At 42.9% G+C, this 20247-nt stretch carries 19 protein-coding genes; 12 read left to right on the plus strand and 7 right to left on the minus strand.

The genetic code is table 11. The features are described 5' to 3' along the window. Window positions 1-35: 35 nt before the first annotated feature. From R8P61_16220 to R8P61_16255, 8 genes are all read left to right on the plus strand, one after another. Complete coding sequence (locus R8P61_16220) at window positions 36-770, plus strand: metallophosphoesterase family protein (GenBank protein ID MDW3648614.1); 735 nt, start codon at window positions 36-38, stop codon at window positions 768-770. Between the two features lie 16 nt (window positions 771-786). Next, on the plus strand, window positions 787-1719 hold the full coding sequence (locus R8P61_16225) for a hypothetical protein (GenBank protein ID MDW3648615.1): 933 nt from the start codon (window positions 787-789) through the stop codon (window positions 1717-1719). Window positions 1720-1730: 11 nt separating this feature from the next. After that, on the plus strand, window positions 1731-2468 hold the full coding sequence (locus R8P61_16230) for a DivIVA domain-containing protein (GenBank protein MDW3648616.1): 738 nt from the start codon (window positions 1731-1733) through the stop codon (window positions 2466-2468). A gap of 48 nt (window positions 2469-2516) precedes the next feature. After that, window positions 2517-3053: a dCTP deaminase gene (dcd, locus tag R8P61_16235; protein ID MDW3648617.1), complete on the plus strand. Its 537-nt coding sequence runs from the start codon at window positions 2517-2519 to the stop codon at window positions 3051-3053. Window positions 3054-3244: 191 nt separating this feature from the next. Next, window positions 3245-4174: an ATP-binding cassette domain-containing protein gene (locus tag R8P61_16240; protein ID MDW3648618.1), complete on the plus strand. Its 930-nt coding sequence runs from the start codon at window positions 3245-3247 to the stop codon at window positions 4172-4174. Between the two features lie 24 nt (window positions 4175-4198). Continuing rightward, complete coding sequence (locus R8P61_16245) at window positions 4199-4924, plus strand: ABC transporter permease subunit (protein ID MDW3648619.1); 726 nt, start codon at window positions 4199-4201, stop codon at window positions 4922-4924. Window positions 4925-4934: 10 nt separating this feature from the next. After that, window positions 4935-6458, plus strand: coding sequence for a Gldg family protein (locus R8P61_16250; GenBank protein MDW3648620.1), 1524 nt, complete (start codon window positions 4935-4937; stop codon window positions 6456-6458). An 89-nt stretch (window positions 6459-6547) separates the two neighbouring features. After that, window positions 6548-7483, plus strand: a complete 936-nt coding sequence (locus tag R8P61_16255) for a DUF4340 domain-containing protein (protein ID MDW3648621.1) — start codon at window positions 6548-6550, stop codon at window positions 7481-7483. 594 nt (window positions 7484-8077) lie between these two features. Here R8P61_16255 and R8P61_16260 read toward each other — a convergent pair. The 4 genes from R8P61_16260 to R8P61_16275 form a co-directional block, all read right to left on the minus strand. After that, on the minus strand, window positions 8078-8689 hold the full coding sequence (locus R8P61_16260) for a riboflavin synthase (GenBank protein ID MDW3648622.1): 612 nt from the start codon (window positions 8687-8689) through the stop codon (window positions 8078-8080). 90 nt (window positions 8690-8779) lie between these two features. Beyond that, complete coding sequence (locus R8P61_16265) at window positions 8780-9505, minus strand: hypothetical protein (GenBank protein ID MDW3648623.1); 726 nt, start codon at window positions 9503-9505, stop codon at window positions 8780-8782. Between the two features lie 101 nt (window positions 9506-9606). Next, complete coding sequence (locus R8P61_16270; protein ID MDW3648624.1) at window positions 9607-10482, minus strand: LytTR family DNA-binding domain-containing protein; 876 nt, start codon at window positions 10480-10482, stop codon at window positions 9607-9609. A gap of 17 nt (window positions 10483-10499) precedes the next feature. Further along, window positions 10500-13442, minus strand: a complete 2943-nt coding sequence (locus R8P61_16275) for a gliding motility-associated C-terminal domain-containing protein (protein MDW3648625.1) — start codon at window positions 13440-13442, stop codon at window positions 10500-10502. Between the two features lie 484 nt (window positions 13443-13926). Here R8P61_16275 and rplM point away from each other — a divergent pair, with 484 nt between their 5' ends. The 4 genes from rplM (at window position 13927) to R8P61_16295 (ending at window position 16492) form a co-directional block, all read left to right on the plus strand. After that, complete coding sequence (rplM, locus tag R8P61_16280; GenBank protein ID MDW3648626.1) at window positions 13927-14373, plus strand: 50S ribosomal protein L13; 447 nt, start codon at window positions 13927-13929, stop codon at window positions 14371-14373. Window positions 14374-14396: 23 nt separating this feature from the next. Further along, the gene (gene rpsI / locus R8P61_16285) at window positions 14397-14789 is read left to right on the plus strand and encodes a 30S ribosomal protein S9 (protein MDW3648627.1); all 393 of its coding nucleotides are present in this window, start codon (window positions 14397-14399) and stop codon (window positions 14787-14789) included. 18 nt (window positions 14790-14807) lie between these two features. Continuing rightward, entirely contained in the window at window positions 14808-15593 is a 786-nt protein-coding gene (gene rpsB / locus R8P61_16290; protein MDW3648628.1) for a 30S ribosomal protein S2, read from the plus strand. A gap of 113 nt (window positions 15594-15706) precedes the next feature. After that, window positions 15707-16492 carry a hypothetical protein gene (locus R8P61_16295; protein ID MDW3648629.1) on the plus strand — a complete coding sequence of 262 codons (786 nt, stop codon included), beginning with the start codon at window positions 15707-15709 and terminating at the stop codon, window positions 16490-16492. 3 nt (window positions 16493-16495) lie between these two features. Here R8P61_16295 and R8P61_16300 read toward each other — a convergent pair whose 3' ends face one another. The 3 genes from R8P61_16300 to R8P61_16310 all read right to left on the minus strand — a co-directional run bounded on the left by R8P61_16300 (window position 16496) and on the right by R8P61_16310 (window position 20225). Continuing rightward, window positions 16496-19573 carry a DUF2723 domain-containing protein gene (locus R8P61_16300; protein ID MDW3648630.1) on the minus strand — a complete coding sequence of 1026 codons (3078 nt, stop codon included), beginning with the start codon at window positions 19571-19573 and terminating at the stop codon, window positions 16496-16498. Window positions 19574-19705: 132 nt separating this feature from the next. Next, a complete protein-coding gene (locus R8P61_16305; GenBank protein MDW3648631.1) occupies window positions 19706-20074 on the minus strand; it encodes an SxtJ family membrane protein in 369 nt (122 codons plus the stop codon). Window position 20075: 1 nt separating this feature from the next. Continuing rightward, on the minus strand, window positions 20076-20225 hold the full coding sequence (locus R8P61_16310) for a DUF5989 family protein (GenBank protein MDW3648632.1): 150 nt from the start codon (window positions 20223-20225) through the stop codon (window positions 20076-20078). Window positions 20226-20247: the final 22 nt, after the last annotated feature.

Here is a 20247-nt window from a genome sequence, read left to right on the forward strand (position 1 = left end):
AGTTTTTATGTATTTTGCGTGGCTTTTGAAAATTTATGAGAAAGATTGTCATCTCTGACATACACGGTTGCCTAAAATCCTTCAAAGCTTTGTTGGAGCATCAGGTCGTACTCGAAAAAAGAGACGAGCTCTATTTACTAGGAGATTATATTGACCGCGGACCAGATTCTAAAGGGGTAATTGATCATATCATAGCATTGAAAGAAGCGGGGTATAAAGTTCATGCCTTAAAGGGAAATCATGAGGAAATGATGGCGAAAGCTGTCCGACAAAATGATGATACCTCTATGTGGCTTTACAATGGAGGCCACCAGTCTCTGGAAAGCTTTGGACTTCGCGACCCGAAAGAAATTCCTGAAAAATACCTCAAATTCATCGATGAGCTCGACAATTTCTTCGAAGTAGATGAATACATCCTCGTTCATGCAGGCCTGAACTTTACCGGCAATAGTTCCGAAGAAGAAGGAGATGATTTTCTCTGGCGGATGCACAATCCCCTTTCTGATCTCAAATCCATGATGTGGATCAGGTGGTGGTATGAAGACATCAACTGGAGTTGGTTGAAAGATCGCATCATTGTACACGGTCATACCCCGGTCGATATTGACGATATTTGGGATATGGTCGAACTTTTATCCGAAGATCAGGTATTGGATATAGACAATGGTTGTTTTGCCAAGTATAATGCCGGAATGGGAAGATTATGCGCCTTTGATCTGGTAAATCGCGATCTTTACTTCCAGGAAAACATAGAAGGCAAATCCACTTAACAAAATTTAATTTGGAATGGCCGTTAAAAAACAAATAGAAATTGAAAAAGCGGCCACTTATTCCGGCCACAGGGGCTCAGTCTTTGCACTGGCTCTGGATGAAAGTCATACTACTTTGTTTAGTTCGGGAGATGATGGGGTTGTTGCTGCCTGGGATCTGGAGAAGAAGGAGGATCAGGGGAAAGGTGTATTGAAAACAGAATCTGCGATTTATAGCCTGCTTTGTATCAGCGAACAGGATCTATTGCTTGCTGGAGGGAGCAATGGGAGTTTGTACCTTATCGATACACGCGCCAACAAATTGATCCAACAATTTAGAAAAGCAGATCTGGCCATTTATCACATCCATTATGATCCGGGATCGGACCATTTATATGTGCTCTTTGCCAAGGGATTTCTTTCTATCCTCCAGCTAAAGAGTTTCAAAGAAATCTATTTCAATCAAATATCTGAAAATCACCTGAGAAGCCTCGTCCAATTAGGACAGGAATTGTATATCGGGAGCAGTGATGGAAAAATACGAGTTATGGATGCTTTGGATGGCCATATCAAACAAAGCTGGGAAGCGCATGAAAACTCTGTATTCTCTCTCGCCTACCACGAAGCAGGAAAATATTTGATAAGCGGAGGTAGGGATGCTCAACTAAATGTATGGGATCAGCAAAGCAAGTGGGAACGCATTCATCACCTCCCTGCTCACAACTTTACCATAAATGATATCGACTTTTCGCCAGATGCAGATTATATCGTTACGGGGAGTAGAGATAAGACCTTCAAAATATGGGATGCTTATAATTTACAATTATTAAAAGTTATTGACCATGTTAGGTACGATTCTCATTTTCACAGCGTTAATAAAGTTAAATGGCTAAAATATTCGAAATATTCCTTAATTTCGTGTAGCGATGATCGAATGATCCATCGTTGGCTCTTGAGGATAAATACCTAAGAATAGATATCATGATTACTCCGATTGAAATACGGCAGCAAAGCTTCAAAAAATCCCTTCGTGGTTACGACCGTGAAGAGGTGGATGCTTTCTTGCTTGCCCTGTCCCAGGAATGGGCGAGACAATTGGAAGCCCATAGAGCCGTCAAAGACGAGCTTTATAGAGTACAGACCAGTTACAATACCCTCAAAGAAGTTGAGGGCATGCTTCATAAAACCCTGATTCAGGCAGAACAAAGCTCTCGCGATACCATGGAGAGTGCCAAACAACGTGCTAACCTCAAGATGAGAGAGGCCGAATCAGAGGCTCAGTCCATTATTCGTCAGGGAAGAGAAGAAAGAGACAGACTTCATAGAGAGATTACAGAGCTTTCCCGTAAGCGTGAACAATTGATGGTTCAGCTAAAAGGATTCCTGTCCACACAGCTGGATTTCGTTAATACCTATGAGGGCCGCGAATTGCCTCCTTCTTCAGAACCCATTCCTAAACATTTGCACTCTGGCTTTGATAAAATGTCTCAGCTTCCTCAGGTAGAAGAAATGACCGGAAGCACCCAGGTGGAAAAAGAAGAAGTGAAGGTAGAGCGTCAAACTACCTCTAGTGAGGAAACTTCGCAGGAAGAAACTCCTCAAATGAATGGCAATCATGCTCCCAATACCAATGGCAAGCAAGTAGAAAATATCTTCGAAAGCCATAAGAAAGGAGTAGAGGATGCCAATTTATTAGAAGATATCATGAAAGAATTGTAGGCAATTGTGTAATTTTGCCCGCTTCATGAAATCTTTAATCCATTCTATATGATTCTTACCGATGCCGGTATCCTTGCAGAAATTGAGCAGGGCAATATCGTTATTGAACCCTTTGAACGCAGTTGTCTGGGAAGTAATAGCTATGATGTACATTTGGGGAAATACCTCGCTGTGTATAAGGATCGTGTGCTTGACGCGAAGAAACACAATCAAATAGAAGAGATCATCATCCCCGAGGAGGGATACATTCTCCAACCCAATACCCTCTACCTCGGCGTAACCGAAGAATATACAGAGACCCATAAGCATGTACCTTTCCTCGAAGGAAAAAGTAGCATCGGTCGCCTTGGCATACATATCCACGCCACCGCAGGCAAAGGAGATGTCGGTTTTTGCAATACCTGGACGCTGGAAATAACCGTTGCACAGGCAGTACGCGTATATGCAGGTATGCCCGTAGGCCAGTTGATATACTTCGATGTACAGGGAGAAGTCATAAATGCCTACAACAGCAAAGAAAATGCAAAATACACCACTCGGACCATAAAGCCAGTGGAGTCCATGATGTGGAAGAATAAGTTTTAAGTGTTCAGGTATTCTGGTGTCCCAGTGTTCGAGAAGGGCCATAAGTAGTAACCAGAATACAAGAACACGAGAACACTTGCGCACATTTCGCTATTTTAACATAGCATTAACACTATCTTTCTTGACCTACATCATGGGTGCTTTTTAGATTTACGCCCAAAAATTTCCTTATAGACATTGGAAATACTACTATGGATATTAGTGTAAAGAACCTAAGCAAGAAATACGGGACGCAAAAAGCGGTTGATAATATTTCTTTTACGGTGAAAACTGGTGAGATCCTGGGTTTTCTGGGACCCAATGGAGCCGGAAAGACAACCACAATGAAGATCCTGACAACTTATCTTTCTGCTACAGAAGGAGAGGTAAAAATCGGGAGCTTTGATGTATCCGATAATGCAGAGAAAATCAAGGCCCATATCGGTTATCTCCCGGAAAACAACCCCCTTTATCTCGACATGCCCGTACTGGAGTATTTGTGGTTTATGGCAGAAACCCAGGGAGTAAGCAAAGATAATATCCCGGGGCGAATTGCGACCATTGTCAGTCAATGTGGCCTTAATAAAGAGAAGCACAAAAAGATTGGTGAACTCTCCAAAGGCTATCGTCAGCGGGTAGGTCTGGCTCAGGCACTCATCCATGATCCGGAAATTCTCATTCTGGATGAGCCTACTACGGGGCTTGACCCCAACCAAATCGTAGAGATCAGAAACCTGATCAAAGAGATTGGAAAAGAAAAAACGGTTATCCTGAGCACCCATATTTTGCCGGAGGTGGAAGCTACCTGTGATCGGATTCTTATCATAAATGAGGGAAATATCGTTGCAGATGGTACGCCCGAGAGTCTGAGCAAAAAGGCCGAAGAAAGCTCGGTATTTCGTGTGCAAATCAAATCACCTAAACCCGATGAACTCGCTGATGAGTTACGGAAACTGGAAGATGTCAGTCTCGTAGAAGTTCTCAATCGTGCATTAGGCAAGTTTGAAATCACAAGTAAAAGTGATATGCCTTTCCGTGAAAGGCTCTTCAATACCTGTGTAAAAAATGGCTGGATACTTACTGAATTACAATTCATGGAAGCCAGTCTGGAAGACATTTTCCGCGAACTTACCCTCAACTAATCTAATCCTGAAAACGAAAATCCAATGAAAAATATATGGATCATAGCAAAGCGGGAATTTCAAACATTTTTTGACTCCCTCGTTGCCTATATATTATTATTTGCTTTCCTGGGACTGACAGGATTTTTGACCTGGTTCTTTGGAAACGATATATTTTTGGTGAAACAAGCGGACTTGAGTCCCTTCTTTGATTTCGCCTATATCCTTTTCATCTTCTTCATCCCAGCCATCACCATGCGGATGATTGCAGAAGAGAAAAAAGCGGGCACCCTCGAAGTTTTGGTAACGAGAGCCATTTCAGACTGGGAGATTGTAGCCGGAAAATACCTGGCCTGTCTTATGCTAGTAGGAACTTCTCTTTTGTTTACCCTGCCCTATTACTTCACCATTGCCTGGTTGGGACCGATGGATCATGGAGCAACCATTATGGGTTATTTCGGGCTTTTATTGCTCAGCTCTGCCTATATCGGTATAGGACTTTTTGCCAGTAGTATTACCAACAATCAAATTGTGGCTTTTCTTCTGGCCTTATTGATCGGCCTTATTTTCGCTTTTATCTTTGACTTCTCTGCCAGCCTCTTTCCCGGAGGAGTAGGCAACTTCCTGGATTATCTGAGTTTCAATACTCATTTCAATTCTATCTCTCGGGGAGTTATAGATTCACGCGACCTGATCTTCTTCCTCACCCTTACGGCTTTAGGCCTTTTGTTAACCGAGCGCCAACTCGCTCAAAGAAACGTAATCGACTAAGCCTAAGATCATGAAACTGACAAAATCAACACTGAATATACGGACACTGCTGTACATAGGGATTTTCCTTATCGTCAACCTGATTGCCTATCGGGCTTTCTTTCGCCTTGACTTTACAGCAGATAAAAGATATACCCTGAGTGACAGCAGCAAGGATATCCTGGAGAATCTTGCAGATCAGGTAACTATCTCGGCTTACTTTTCACCCAACCTCCCTCCTGACTTTGAAAATGTAAAAAATGACTTTCAGGATATGCTCTCAGAGTTTGCGAGCTATTCGGATGGTCAGGTAGTCTACGAATTTCTGGAAGTTCCGCAGGAAGATGCAGAGAAAGCCAAGTTGCAGCAAAGTGGACTGGCTCAGGTGCAAATCCAGAGCAGGGAGAATGATGAAATTAAAGTGGTAAATGGATTTATGGGAGCCATTGTTAAGCTTGGAGCCCAGCAAGAGCCTATCCCTCTGATCCGCGATGTGAGAGGAATGGAATATTCTTTGGCTTCCAGTGTAAAGAAGCTGGCCATCAAGGATAAACCCAAAGTAGGCTTTGTACAGGGACATGGCGAACCTCCCATCCAACAGATGCCTCAGGTAGCACAGATGCTACAGGTATCCTATGTGGGAGACACGGTCAATCTTGCTCAGCCCAATTCCTGGGCTGCCTTTAAAACCCTGGTAATCCTTAAACCTCAACAACCTTATTCAGCACAAGAACTTGCTCAGCTAGATGAATTTCTGGCAAGTGGGGGAAATCTATTTGTAGGACTGGATGCTGTTCAAGCCAATCTACAAGGCCAGGGTCCCTGGGGGCCTTTGAATACTGGCCTCGAAACCTGGCTGGGAGAAAAGGGTGTGCGGGTAGAGCAAAGTTTTCTGGTAGATCAACAAGGAATTCAAATTGGGGTTCAAACTCCACAGATGACACCTTTTGGGCAAATGAATGTAACCAGTTACATCGATTTCCCCTACATCATGCAGATCAACAATTTCGAAGCTCATCCTATTACCGAAGGTCTGGAAGTCATGTTGATGCAATTCCCAAGTCCGATAAGTTTGAGTCTAGATAGTACTTCGAAAGGAGGGAATCTGGTTTATACCTCTCAACTCACCGGAAAGCAACCGGCTCCGGTCTTCTTTAATCCTAATAAACAGTGGACTCAAAATGATTTTACCGCCGGGCCTCAACCTATGGCAGTTTGGGTCGAAGGAAGTAAGGCAAATCAGGATTCAAGAATTGTTGTAGCAGGGGATGGAGACTTTCCCATCTACCAGCAGGGCCAGCAATTCATACCGGACAATGCCAACTTTCTCGTCAATGCCATTGACTGGTTGACGGATGATACCGGGCTTATTCAGCTGCGTACCAAAGGTGTGGTAGCAAGACCCCTGGAGAAACAATTGGAAGCAGGAGAAAGAAGTTTGGTCAAAGTGCTCAACTTCCTCTTACCGATCCTGATCCTCTTAGGTTTCGGGCTCTACCGCAGACAAAAGAGAAAGATGCAAACCCTTAAATGGAAGGCGATTGATTATAGTTAAAGAAGTGTTATAGTGCGGTAGTGTTATTGTTCTACCAGTTAACTACAAAAAAAAACACTACAACACCTTTACAGTAAAAACTCGAAAAGATGTTCAAAAGATTCACAAATAAACAACTGGGCATAGCTTTAGCAGGACTGACAGTCCTCTATTTGGGTATGGTAGCATTTGGAGGAAGGAAAGTCCGGACCTTTGAAAAGACCCTGGCAGCTGTAGATACTGCTCTGGTCAACACCATCATTGTAGATGCTCCTCAAAAAGACCAGGTAAAGCTGGAAAAACAATCAGGCGTATGGCGTTTGAAATTGGCTGATGGCAATACAGCTCCAGTCAATGGAAGCGGATTGCGTTCTGCCTTGGCAGGACTGTCCTTATTAGAAGCCTCACAATTGGTAAGTCGGGATGAAGATGATTGGGCCGAATATCAGGTAGACAGCGCTGGAACACGTGTTCAACTGCTGGGAGCAGATGGGAAAATGCTCGACATCATCCTCGGAAACTTTACTTACCGCACTACTGGCATGAACTATGTTCGTCTGCCAGAGGATGAAGAAACCTATCTGGTCGAAGGCTATCTGGAAGGGAATTTCAATAAAGCAGCCAATGACTGGCGTAAGAATAGCATTTTTGATTTTACAACTGCCGATGTTCAGGGATTGGGCTTTGCTATGGGTGAATCCGGTTCCTATAAAATCAGTAAAGACTCTACGCAGCAATGGATGATGATGGAAAGCGAGCAAGTCCTCGATCAGGCGGAAGTCAGCAGTTATATTAGCAGCATCTATGCCTTAAAAAGCAGCAATTTCGTAGACCGAAAACCTGCGTCTATGAGTCCTGCCATGCAATTAAGTATCCAAACTGCCACGAAAGGCATTATTACAATCAAGGCCTTTCCCGACGCTGAGCATGGCTTCCTTATCCAATCCAGTCAGAATCCCGAATCCTATTTCTCCGGAAATCAGGAAGACCTGACAGAAAAAGTATTCGTTCTGGCAGATAAATTCTTTACCAAAGAAGAAGAATAAAGAAATCATCTTACAAAAGATATGAGCCCTCACCTGCGGTGGGGGCTTTGTTGTTAGGCACAAACTGATCTAAAGTCCCACTGGTCCTACTCCTACTAAACCTCCTCTATAGAAACGCCTGAGAAAAAGAAAAAAAAACGAGACAGTTCAACTTCACTCAAGTCAACCCATACAAAATTGCTTTTACAAAAGCTCATTCGATAAAAACCCATCCCTTCAAAAGTGCGCTGGCCCTGCAGAGCCCATCAGGAGCCGGGGTGGCATGTGCGGCTGGCTTTGGGCGTTGCGATTTTTGCCCCTTTTTCTAAAAAAGGGGAAAGAAATCTCCTACTAAACCTCCCTTACAGAAAAGCCCACCAATAAGAAAAACTGAGAAAGCTCAACTTCACTCAAGTGAACCCATACACAATGGCTTTTACAAAAGCTCATTCGATAAAATCCAATCCCATAATAAGTGTGCTGGCCCTGCAGAGCCCATCGGGAGCTGGGGCGGCTTGTGCGGCTGGCTTTGGGCGCTGCGATTTTTGCCCCTTTTTCTAAAAAAGGGGAAAGAAATCTCCTACCAAACCTCCTATAAAAAAAGTAGCAAAACCCTCAGGAAAGCTGCTCCAACCACTGCTTCCTCAAAAAATACTTCCCAAGAATATCAAACTCCAGATTCACCGGATCACCAATCTTCAACTGATTGAAGCTGGTATGTTCATAGGTATAGGGAATAATAGTAATGGTAAAATAATCTTTACCTGCTTCAATAAGCGTAAGACTCGTCCCATTTACACAAATAGAACCTTTCTCCACCAATAAATGCGCAAACTCTTCCGGATAGCTAAACCTAAATAACCAGGAACCGTCTCTATCTTCGATTGCCTCTACTCTACCAACCGTATCCACATGTCCCTGTACAAAATGCCCATCGAGGCGATCGCCTACTTTGAGGCACATTTCCAGATTTACTTTATCTCCGGCTTTCCAGGAATCCACACTTGTCTTTTTCAAAGTCTCCTCAACAGCTACAACTTTATACTGGCTTCCCTCTTCATTGGAAAGAAGAATATCAGCAACAGTCAAACACACGCCTTCATGAGCAATGCTCTGATCTATCTTGATTGGCTCATCGAAAGGAGCAAATACCTCTATGACCTTGCCGCTGCCTTCTGATTTGACTGAGTAAACTTCTCCGATATGGGTTACGATTCCTGTAAACATGATAATTAGTTAAAACATGTAGGGACAGATCATAATCTGTCCCTACAAATTTACTTTATCTAATAGACTTTGTTTTGATTAAAGCCAAGTTTATGCAACCTGAGCTACTCTTTCCTTATTTTTCTTAGCCGGCTTTAATATTCCTTTCTTCTCATAGTACCTTCTCGCAAACGCAAGACCTATAAAAGTGAGGATGGTAGGCAATATCCAGGGAAGTATTTGCCAGTAGCCCGTCAGGATTCCGTCCAGGTATTGTCGTCCTCCGAAAGCAAGAAAAGCGGTATAAGCAGCAGTCCCCGTGGTAACCATGCCCACATAGTGCTCTTTGAACCAGGACTTGCCGGCCATTTGATTCTTATAGTCTCTGATCAGTTGAGGGATGGAAGCTATGCCCAACATCCCGAAGAACATCATCAAAATAGATGCGCCATTCTGAAGATTGAACAAGGCATAGGTAATCATCATGATGCTAAAAAGGATAATCGCGATATTGATCGTATAGTGGATTTGCTTGAAGCGCGTACTGACTCCTTTTTTATTCTTCAGGATCGCGACTCCATACCAGAGGGGATTGCCTGTAATAAAAGTCAGGAAGCCAAGGAATATAGCCATATTGTATTCCTCGATAATTAAATTTTTGATACTCAGTATCCCAGCCGTGATCACAACGAACCACATACAGTAGACATAGAGATTTCCAATTTTGCGATGTGTTTTTCCTCCCTTTCTGGTAAATACTGGTAGCCAAAAGAGGATCAAACTGATGAAGCCTGCGATGACATGTGAAAGGGTGGTGATTTTAGTAAACGATTCCATATAATTGCTTTTTCTCTTGCTTTACTCAAATGTAGGATAGGAGTTTCAGCATTGAAAGAAGCAGTGACGGCTGACAAGGCAATAATGACGAAAAACAAGCTTTAGGGATGAATGACAAGCTTTTGGGATAAACGGTTTTTGAGTTCCTTTATCTTATTTCGGGAAACTGGAACCTCCAAATCTTCATCGACTTTCAAACTCAGGGTCAATCCCTGGGCATTTCCCTTCACTTTTGAAATCTGTCCCAGGTTTACAATAAAGGAGCGGTGACTTCTGTAGAAATGATCATCCGGCAATTCTTTATCCAGCTGAGACAAGGTAGTTCGAAGGATTTCCTTTTCGATCTCACTTTCCCCTACATAATAAACCAGCACATAATTTTGCATCGCCTCCAAATAAAGAAGTTTGTCCAGTTCCACTTCAAAGGACTGTTTCTTATTGGCAGAAGAAAGCCTAAGTTTCTCAGCCGGATGATTTTCTATAAGAGGCAATTGAATCTCACTTGCGTGTTGGTTGTTTTTCTTTACAAAACGCAATTGATTGACCAGCCCACTAAAGATGATTGGGAATATTCCAATCGCGAAGGTAGAGATAAAGGAGAACAGCAGGTTTCCCACATGAAAAGGACCCGATGGATATCTATATAATAAGTACGCATGATTGGCCAGTGCAATAAAGGATATCAGGATAGTCGTGGTCAATATCCATTTGCCCAGGGTCCAGCTCGGCAAGTCTTTGCGGATTTTCAACACAAAGCGGATAAAGATTTCGAATAGCAAACTTACGGCAAAGGTGATCAGCCCAAAGCCCAGACAAAGCATGAGCGTATCATCCTGAACCTGCCCTATCCCAAAGGGTCGGAAAAAGTAGAGAAATAGAAAAATGAAAGCACCAACACCTAAAGCTTCCCAGAAAAAAGCTTTCAAATTAGCTGAATCCGGATATGCTTCATTGAGTTTCCGTAAAATAGATTTCACACGCGTTTCTATTGGACCTATCTAAATAAAGAGACCCAGCCTTTTTCTTCACGTGGAGTATTTCCATTGATGCCGAGTTCTTCATAGCGAATATAATAGTAATAAACGCCTTCTACAGCTTCTTTGGAAGTTCCATCCACCTCACCCCTCCATAAGGTATTGATATCTGTTAGAGTTGTATGCATGAGGCGGCCCCAACGATCAAAGACCTGGAACTCTTTTAGAATGACGTCCCGATGGAAGCGAGGTTTAAAAATATCATTGATTCCGTCCAGATTTGGAGTAAATACATTGGCCATTTCTAATAAAGGACAGAAATCAATACAGGCAACTGTTGAAATCGGGCTTTCATTACCCAGGGTATCAACTGCTGTTACTACATAGCAACCAGCCAAATCCTCACGATTGCTGCTAAAGTCATAGGTAATGGTAATCTCTTCTCCAAAGCTGTTGAAGGCGATGCTTTCCACCCAACGGAAAGGCCCTAATTCACTTGGGCCAAAGAGAATTCTGATAGAATCCGTATCTGAAGCACAATCCAACATAGATTTCGTTACGGTAACTTTATGTTCCAAATCCTCACAGGCTCCTTCAACCAACACACTCGGTGGGCAAGGAGGTTCTTCATCCTGTGCAAAGGCACATTCTTTCTGGGAATCATTGAGCAATAAAGGTTTGACATTGGCTACATTATGGCTACCTATAGATCGTATGAAATAACAATACTCCTGATTCGGATTTAAACCCGTATCCATATAGGTATGCAAAGTAGCTCCTGTGCCGTTGACTGTGGCAATAGGAATATAAGTTCCATTTATTCCATTATCAGATCGATGTACCTCATAGGAAGTATTAGACCAGGGCACAAATTCTGTCCAGTTCAATTCTATCTGTCCATTCCCACCTGTCGTTACCAGATAAATACTGGATCCCTGGTTTTCTCCCAAACTGGTATTTATCAGGAGACCAAGCGAATCAAAAATTTCAACCCGATAACTATACGCCCTGATTTCTGTATCCAGTCCTGTATCGGTATAAGTGGTATCATCATAATTCAGATCCACAATATCGATGGCTGGAAAGGCATTATTATTTGCCCGGTACAAGCGATAGGTGAAGGGTCCGGGGAAGAAAGGATCAATTGAAGGCTGAGACCAGGAAACAAAAATTTCGCCATTGACAGGATCAGTTACGGAAACACTGTCATTGGTTAGGTATAAGATATCATTCTCAATTTCCACACATGCCGGTCCATCCGCACAACTCTCCATTACAGGTAGGCCCGGATTATTCTGATCATCATAAAGGGCAGTAACTACATAGCAAATCTCTTTTCCAAAGATGCCATCGATACTAGTCAAAGAATCCCGTAAGTTGAGGTTATTCGGGCCTACATTAAATTGCAGCAATTCGTATCCCTGATCAGCGGGGCTCATGGTACAACAAACCGTGTCCTGCATAAAATCGCTGCCTTCTATCTTACGATAGACATTATAGCCCACGACCATGTCTACACAAATCGGAGGATCCCAGGCCACATCTACTACTCTGGAACCTTTGGTTACCCGTAGATTCAGGGGCGGGGGAGGAATCACTTTGATAGTTACGACTTTATTGGCAGTAAGGGTGGTAATTCCCGGGCGCGTAGTCAGCGCGTAATTCTCATTATCTGAAGCAAAGAAGTCTATCTGGTAAAACTGCTTTCTGATATTTTCACAAGCCGTATTCCAGACGACCTCCCCTCTAATCGTATCCGGGTCTGCAGGGCTCCCATTGACCACTCCATTATTTAAGGTAGCTTCCGGTAGATTGGTGAAGTTTCGCAAAGGTCCCACTACTCCATCAATCACCCGGCCTTGTATAGTTGCAGGATTATTCACGGAAAAAGGACCATTATTTCCCAGCACCCCATTATTAAGCCTGAGATATAAACTATCCTGTTCATCGGGGTCCCATGCCTTAAAATCAAAGGCAATGGTTTCCCCTGCGAAAACACAGGTGTCATTGATAGTCTCTATTATAGGAGGATTATTATCACAAGCCTGGACAAAGACAGCCATGTCTCGTATTACATAGCCCAATAAGATTCCATCCCGCCATTCTTCCACTACATAAGCAAAATTGTACAGGTCTACCCTACCCGGTGCATCCCAGGTGATCAATCCCGTTACAGAATCCATAACCATGGTATTTCCTGCTCCAAACTCAGCATTATCCGGGAAACGGTAGTTGGTAACTGAAATGGGCGTATTGATTGTAGGAGGATCATACTGGAAAGAAGGTCTTAGGTAGTAAACCAATGAATCTCCATCCGGATCAAAGCCTCCGGGATTATGTGTCCAGATTTTTCCCTGACAAGCATCATCCAAGGGCTCATTCAAAAGAACCGGAGTATTATTATTTCCTATAATGGGCGGGGTAATAAATAATTGTGTCTCTATATAAAAGGCCAGCTGTTCGGAATTATCCATATTCGCGATACCTGTCCTTCTGTTTTTGTCGAAATAGCGAAGTTGATACAGTCCGGGACCCGGGAAGACAAAATCAGTAAAATAAAGATTACGTTTTACAGGCCCTTTCACTTCGACCCCATTTCTGGGACTGACGATATTACAATCTTGGGGAGGTACAGTCATGATGACCCCATTCGCTCTCGGAATCTGGTCGAGGCTACCAATCTTAACATAGGTAGGATTACCAGGAGCCCCAGGTCGACCGGGAGAACCTGTTACAGCCCAAATTTCTATATCTGCCGAACAGCGATCCACATTTGCCACTGAGGGATCCGTATAGGTTGTCAGCGTTATTGTATAACTATTGGTGTTGTTAGGATCATTTTGTTCAAGGGTGATCTGCCCTGCCAGGTTATGGGTAGCCCAAAGATCATTGCCTGTGATTAATAGGAGACTGCATAGGCTAAACAGGCGTACCCATAGGGAAAAGGATTTGCTTTCTGGCATGTGTTTACGTTTGTTCATATTCGCGCTCATCGACAAAAGCGGGTTTGTATTAAAAATAAGGAAATCAGGCAGAAAACTCAGCCTTTTCAAAATAGTTTTGAATCTGTCCCAATTTTGACTCTTTTTTATAAGGATCGCAAAATCCTCTTGAGTCCATAAGCTATCCTGGATTTGTCGAAAATTAGACCCTCTTTTTGTAAGAAGTCCGACCAATTCCAGTATTTTCTAATAAAGGCTCGATTTTTTACCAAAATCTGCTTTAAAGGAAAGGCCCCTGCAATAAGAACGCCCATTAATCTTCGACGGTGGTGTGAAGGAAAGAAGATAAAAGGATCGATATAAGAGCCTTTTTACTGCCTACCTATTGAAAAATGTAAAGAAGGGCAAAATTCCCTAATCTTTTCTCGATCCATAGTTGCATGTTTTTCAAAATTAACCGTAATTGCACAGCCGTTTTGAGAAACATTTGTATTTACAGAATTTAATGGATTCAAAAAGTTATAAAACACTGTCAGCCAACGCATCTACCGTAGAGAAAAAATGGTGGATTGTTGACGTAGAAGGAAAGGTACTTGGCCGTGCTGCCAGTGAGATCGCAAAGATTCTCAGAGGTAAGCACAAACCTTCTTTTACCCCTCATGTAGATTGCGGAGATAACGTTATCGTTATTAATGCAGATAAAATTCGTCTAACCGGAACTAAATGGGAAGACAAACAATACATCCGCCACACAGGATACCCTGGAGGTCAGCGTGTATTGACTGCAAAAGAACTTATGGAGAAGCATCCTATTCGCATGGTAGAGAAAGCTGTTAAAGGCATGCTACCGAAGAATCGTTTGGGAAGCACACTCTACCGTAACATGAGAGTATATGCAGGTACAGAGCATCCACATGAAGCTCAAGAGCCTCAAGTTTTAGAAATCAAGTAATCAACGAATTAATCTAATATATAATGAGTCAGATAGTTTCAGTAGGTAGAAGGAAGCGTGCGGTAGCACGGGTTATCCTTTCTGAGGGAGGTACTGGAAAATTCACTGTCAATAAAAGAGAACTAGATGTTTTCTTTCCTTTTCCACTCATGCAGCTCAAAGTAAAAGAGCCTTTTACAGCACTTGAGGTAAACCATAGCGGTTATGACATCAAGGTAAATGTAAATGGAGGAGGGATCAAAGGACAAGCAGAAGCTATTCGTCTGGGGCTATCCAGAGCACTCATCGAAGCGAATCCTGAGTTTCGCCCCGTTTTGAAAAAAGCTGGACTATTGACTCGTGATGCTCGTAAAGTTGAGCGTAAAAAATACGGAAAGAAAAAAGCGAGAAAAAGTTCGCAGTTCTCAAAGCGTTAATCGATCGAAAAGATACCTATGGAGTCACCATCATATCAAAGTTTACTCGAAGCAGGCGTTCACTTTGGACACCTCAAAAAGAAATGGGATCCCCATATGTCTCCGTACATTTTTATGGAGAGAAATGGCATCCATATCATCGACCTGAACAAAACCCAAAAGCTGCTTGATGAAGCTGCTCGTGTTGCAAAACAATTGGCTGTATCAGGAAGAAAGATCCTCTTTGTTGCTACAAAAAAGCAAGCCAAAGAGATCGTTGAAACAGAAGCTCGTCGCATCAACATGCCATTCGTTACAGAACGTTGGTTGGGAGGAATGCTGACAAACTTCGCTACCGTTCGTAGAAGTATCAAAAGGATGAAAAACATCGAAAAGATGAAGTCTGATGGTACTTTCGAGCGTATCAATAAGAAAGAGCGTCTCATGTTAACTCGTGAGCAAACCAAACTTGAAAAAGTACTGGGAGGAATTGCAGACCTTAACCGTCTTCCTTCAGCTCTTTTCGTAGTTGATATCAAAAAAGAACATATCGCAATTGCTGAAGCCCGTAAATTGGGTATCCCTACCATCGCTATGGTAGATACAAACAGCAACCCAAATCTCGTTGATTTTCCAATTCCTGCCAATGATGATGCTGCCAAGTCAGTATCTCTGGTTATCAATACAATCTCAGGCGCTATTGCTGAAGGATTGGAAGAAAGGAAGAAGCGTCGTGAAGATGATAGAGTGAAGAAGGAAGCTCAGCGTCAAAGAGAAGAAGATGCTAAACCGGCAACTGAAGATAAAGTTACCGAGGAAGCATAAAAATATATCTATTAACGCTTTGAACCGGATCTGAAAAGGTCCGGTTTTTTTTTGCCCCGACTTTTCCTTTTGCAGCACAGAGCTCTTTTCTTACGTCATAAAAGAAAACCCCTATGAAAAGCTATACACACCTACTAATTATATGCCTGCTAGGAAGCCTTCTACTCCCCTCTCACACAGATGCACAAATCAACCAAAGAAATAAACAAAGGGTCTTTCTGCAAAATGGATGGATTCTCAAAGGAGATACCAGCCTCGTAGATGCCGGAAGAAAACTTAGAGTAGAAAGTGTGGACAGTCAAGTCTTTATCTTTTCTTTAAGTGAAATAGACTCCGTACGCTCAGAGAAATTGTTCAATGGACCGGGTAGTCAGAGAGGCTGGAGAAATCATGTGCAAGTGGGTTTTCTACTGCATAATCCAGATCCCTTACCGGGAGTTGATCCCAGCCTCCTTGGTAATTTCTTCTCGCTCTCTCTACAATACAGTGCAAACTTCTATACAGAAAAAGGCTTGGGGCTGGGAGTAGGTACAGGAGTAAACCTCTTCAATCGGGGATATATCATGCCGCTCTTTGTGGATATTCGGGGAGATTTGGGGAAAGGATACATCCGCCCGCATGTCTATGGACAAGTTGGAACAAGCTATCCTCTTTATGGTAGAGAAGAAGTAACAGATCCCTGGGGCAATATCCTTTTTGAAGATTTTAAAGCGGAAGGAGGGCTCCTTCTAGAATTGGGTGCAGGATTAAAATTCCTAGCAAAGGAACATTATGCATGGACCTTGAGCCTGGGATGGCGATTGCAGGAAATCAGTGAGGACTATAAACAGTGGGAGATCCGCTACAAAGATGATTACTCTTTCCAACGGATCTCCTTTCAGATCGGATTTATCTTTTAATCTCTATTGCCCAAAATACTTAGGCATAGACTGTCTCGCTTGCTGAAGTTCCTGAGCTAATTCAGGACGATTAAACTCCGGATCCAATGCCAGACTCGCCAGATAGTTGAGGGTCTGAACATATACACTCCTTCTTGGAAAGGTATCTCCGGAATCATAATAATACTTAAGGGAATTGACCACGCGATCTTTCGCCATATTAAAGTATTTATCTGCCTTTTCCTTATTCCCTAATTGATTCCAGGAAATAGCCGTTCTCACAATTAGATAAGGCTCTGGAGTTGCGATTTCCAATGGGAATTTTTCTTCAGCAGCAATAGCCAGATTATTAGCTTTGCTACGATAATCGGCAACTACTACCCTATTATTATCAATCACAGCCTGAAGACTATCCGCAGCTTCAGATCCGCCGGCTATTTGAGATTCCATATTAGCGATACCTCGCTCAAGCTCTGTAGCATCACGCACATAACTTCCAATCAATCTATGGAAGGTATTGTGGTAGTTGGAAACCATACGAATGATGTTCTCATCAAAATAGGTTCCGGGCTTGTTAAGGTTACGGAAACGGAATTTGTTCATGAGGTTATCATACATCCGTCCCTTATCGATATTACCGGAAAACTGATCAAATCGATCACTAAATCCTGGTTTTTTCAAGGGAAGAACCCGATAAGCCAATCCTTCCTGACGAAGGAAAGGATCCAGTTTCAGGAAGTTGCTGGGCGTTACTGTATTAGCGAAATAGATCGGACGCTCCCAACCTTGACTGGCTGTATTTTCCAGAAGATTCAGCAGCAATACGTCTTTCAATTCCAAATAGCGGCTTTGTCCTCCGCGTGTATTAAACTTCCAGCTCATATTTTGCTGAACATAAGGAGCATCCTCAGCTCCAATGATTCCTTTTGCCACTAAATCTGCAGCAGAAGCTCCATTGATAGTCTTGGTTACTTCTTTCTGAGAACCATAATTACGACTCTGGTTAGTCTGTCCTCTATAATTGGAAGGAGAAATAGACAAAGGTAAAGGAGGAGAATCATTGACCTTCTGGTACATTTGATCGATATACCAATCAGTATTCACATAGCTCAAACATAGTACTCGAACATCAGGACGTACCTGTTCAACTTCCTGCGCATACCATAAGGGGAAGGTATCATTATCCCCATTCGTAAAGAGTACTGCATTAGGAGCGAGTGAGTTCAGCAGGTTGTAGGCTGAATCTGGTGCTACATATCGATCTGCACGTGAGTGATCATCCCAGCCTTCTATTCCCATTAATAAAGTAGCAATTATCCCCAGGCCAATGCCGAGATAAGCCGCTGCATCTTTCAGGTATTGTTTGAGCACCATATAGATCGCAGGGACAGCCAGCCCAATCCAAATCGCAAAGGTTTGGAAAGAACCCGCAAAGGAGTAATCCCTTTCACGCGGCTGCATGGGATACTGATTTAAATAGATAATGATGGCAAAACCCGTAAAGAAGAATAGGAGTCCTACGATGATCGCCTCATTCCTTCGTTTGAGCGTTTGATATACCAGCCCAAATAATCCCAATAAAAATGGGAGTAAATAGAAATGGTTCTTCGCTGGATTATTCTTGATAAAGTCAGGCATGTCGCTGGTACTGGTGAAAATTCCACTTTCCCAATCCATATCCTGTGTATCTCCCTGTCGGCCAGCAAAATTCCACATAAAGTAGCGCCAGTACATATGGATCACCTGATAGTTCCAGAAGAATTTAATATCCTCCGAGGAGGTAGGTTTATCGTCATACGGGGTGTTTGCAGCCCCTTTCCGCCTCACATAATTCACATATCCATGCGGCCCCATATTGTAGCGACCACTTTCATACATCCGTGGGAACCATTTCAAATCCTTGTTGGCATAGCGTGCTTTTACTTTCTCACCTATCGCACGGTAGAATTCATTCCCATCTTTATCGGTATCCAGTATATATTCTGTTCCGGCATTGTCATATCCTACTGCACGAGCATTATAGAGAGGTCCTTTGAGTAAAGGCCTGTTTCCATATTGCTCCCTTTTCATGTAACTGATGAATGTATGGGTCGCATCGGGATTGTTCTCATCTATCGCAGGGTTGGCATTCGAACGAATTGGAACCATGAGATAAGAAGAGAAACCAATAAAGATGACCACTGTGCTCATAAGCGCCAGATTGAGCAGACGTTTCTTGTTTTTAGCGCTGTAATAAACGCCGTATGCAAGACCGGCAAATAGCAGCAGGAAGAATACCACCAGACCGGAGCCTACCGGTAATCCTAATCCACTTTTCACGCCTCCAACAGAAGAAACGGTTGCCAGAGCACGTTCAAATGCCCAGGCGATATCGAAGGTATAAATGATGATCCCTGTCTGAATGATCCCCAGAATAGCAACTGATATGCCACTGGTAACGAAAAATCCGGTCCAGGAGAAATCGTGTTTTTTGAAGTAATAAATAAAGGCAAGTGCCGGGATGGTCAACAAGTTCAACAAGTGAACTCCGATCGATAGTCCCATCAAATAGGCAATCAATACGATCCAACGCTCATTTCCAGGCTCATTGGCACGAGCTTCCCACTTAAACATCAACCATACTACAATGGCTGTGAAGAAGGAACTCATCGCGTAAACCTCTGCTTCAACTGCATTGAACCAGAAAGAATCTGCGAAGGTATTTGCCAATCCCCCTACTAAGCCTGCAGCCATAATGACCAGGGTTTGAATATTAGTAGGCGCCTCATCGCTACCTCCCATCAGGAGTTTTTTCGCGAGGTAAGTTGTGATCCAGGTTGTAAATAGCACAGTGAACGCACTCGAGAGTACACTCAAAAGATTGAGCATAAAGGCGACATTGAGCATATCAGGGCCTGCCAACATGGCAAAAATCCGTCCTACAAGTAGGAAGAAGGGTGCTCCGGGAGGGTGTGGAACCTCCAATTCATTTGCACAGGCAATAAATTCCCCACAATCCCAATAACTGGCTGTAGGTGCCATCGTCAATAGGTACACCACCAGGGCAATCAGGAAGGTTCCCCAGCCAGTAAAATTATTAATTCGGTTATAGTCCATATTCATGTTCAAATTCAGAGGTCGAATATAAAAAAACATTCGCACAAAGGCGCAGGCAAATCTGCTTAATTCGTGTAAAATCAGCGAATTAGATAGAAAAATCTACTTTTTGTGGGGAGAGAAAAATTTTTCTCCAAATTACCAGGGCTTATTAAAATCCTCAGGTGTATATATATGATTACGCTCTTCGAAATTTGAGGAGGAATTGGAAGCCGGATGGAAAGAATCGGCTGATTTTATTAGCCTGCGAATCCAGGCCAATGGGCTTAAGATGAGAAAAAACAGCAGAGCCAGCAATAGGAAAGAGGAAATCGCACCCAGTTTTTGACTCAGAAATACCCAGCTTTTATGGATTCCCTCACGTAGCTGTTTACTCAAAAGGCCTCCTGCTCCCAAAAATAGAGCTATCCAAAGGGCTATTTCCAAATCGAATAAAACAAAAAGTAAGCCTCCCAGTAACACCAGGGCCAGCAAACTCTCATCCGAACTGTAAGTGGGGGATCGCATATTAGAAAAGCGTATATACGAAACTTCCGATGGCAGAGCTTTCAGCAAAGATGAGGATGACAGCCATAAACAATATGATGAGGATTATCGGAGCCAGCCAGAATTTTTTTCGTTCCAGGACAAAGTTCCACAGATCCTTAAATGATTCCATATTCAATCTCTTTGAGTTCGCT

Source organism: Bacteroidia bacterium (assembly GCA_033391075.1).
GTDB lineage: Bacteria > Bacteroidota > Bacteroidia > J057 > J057 > JAWPMV01.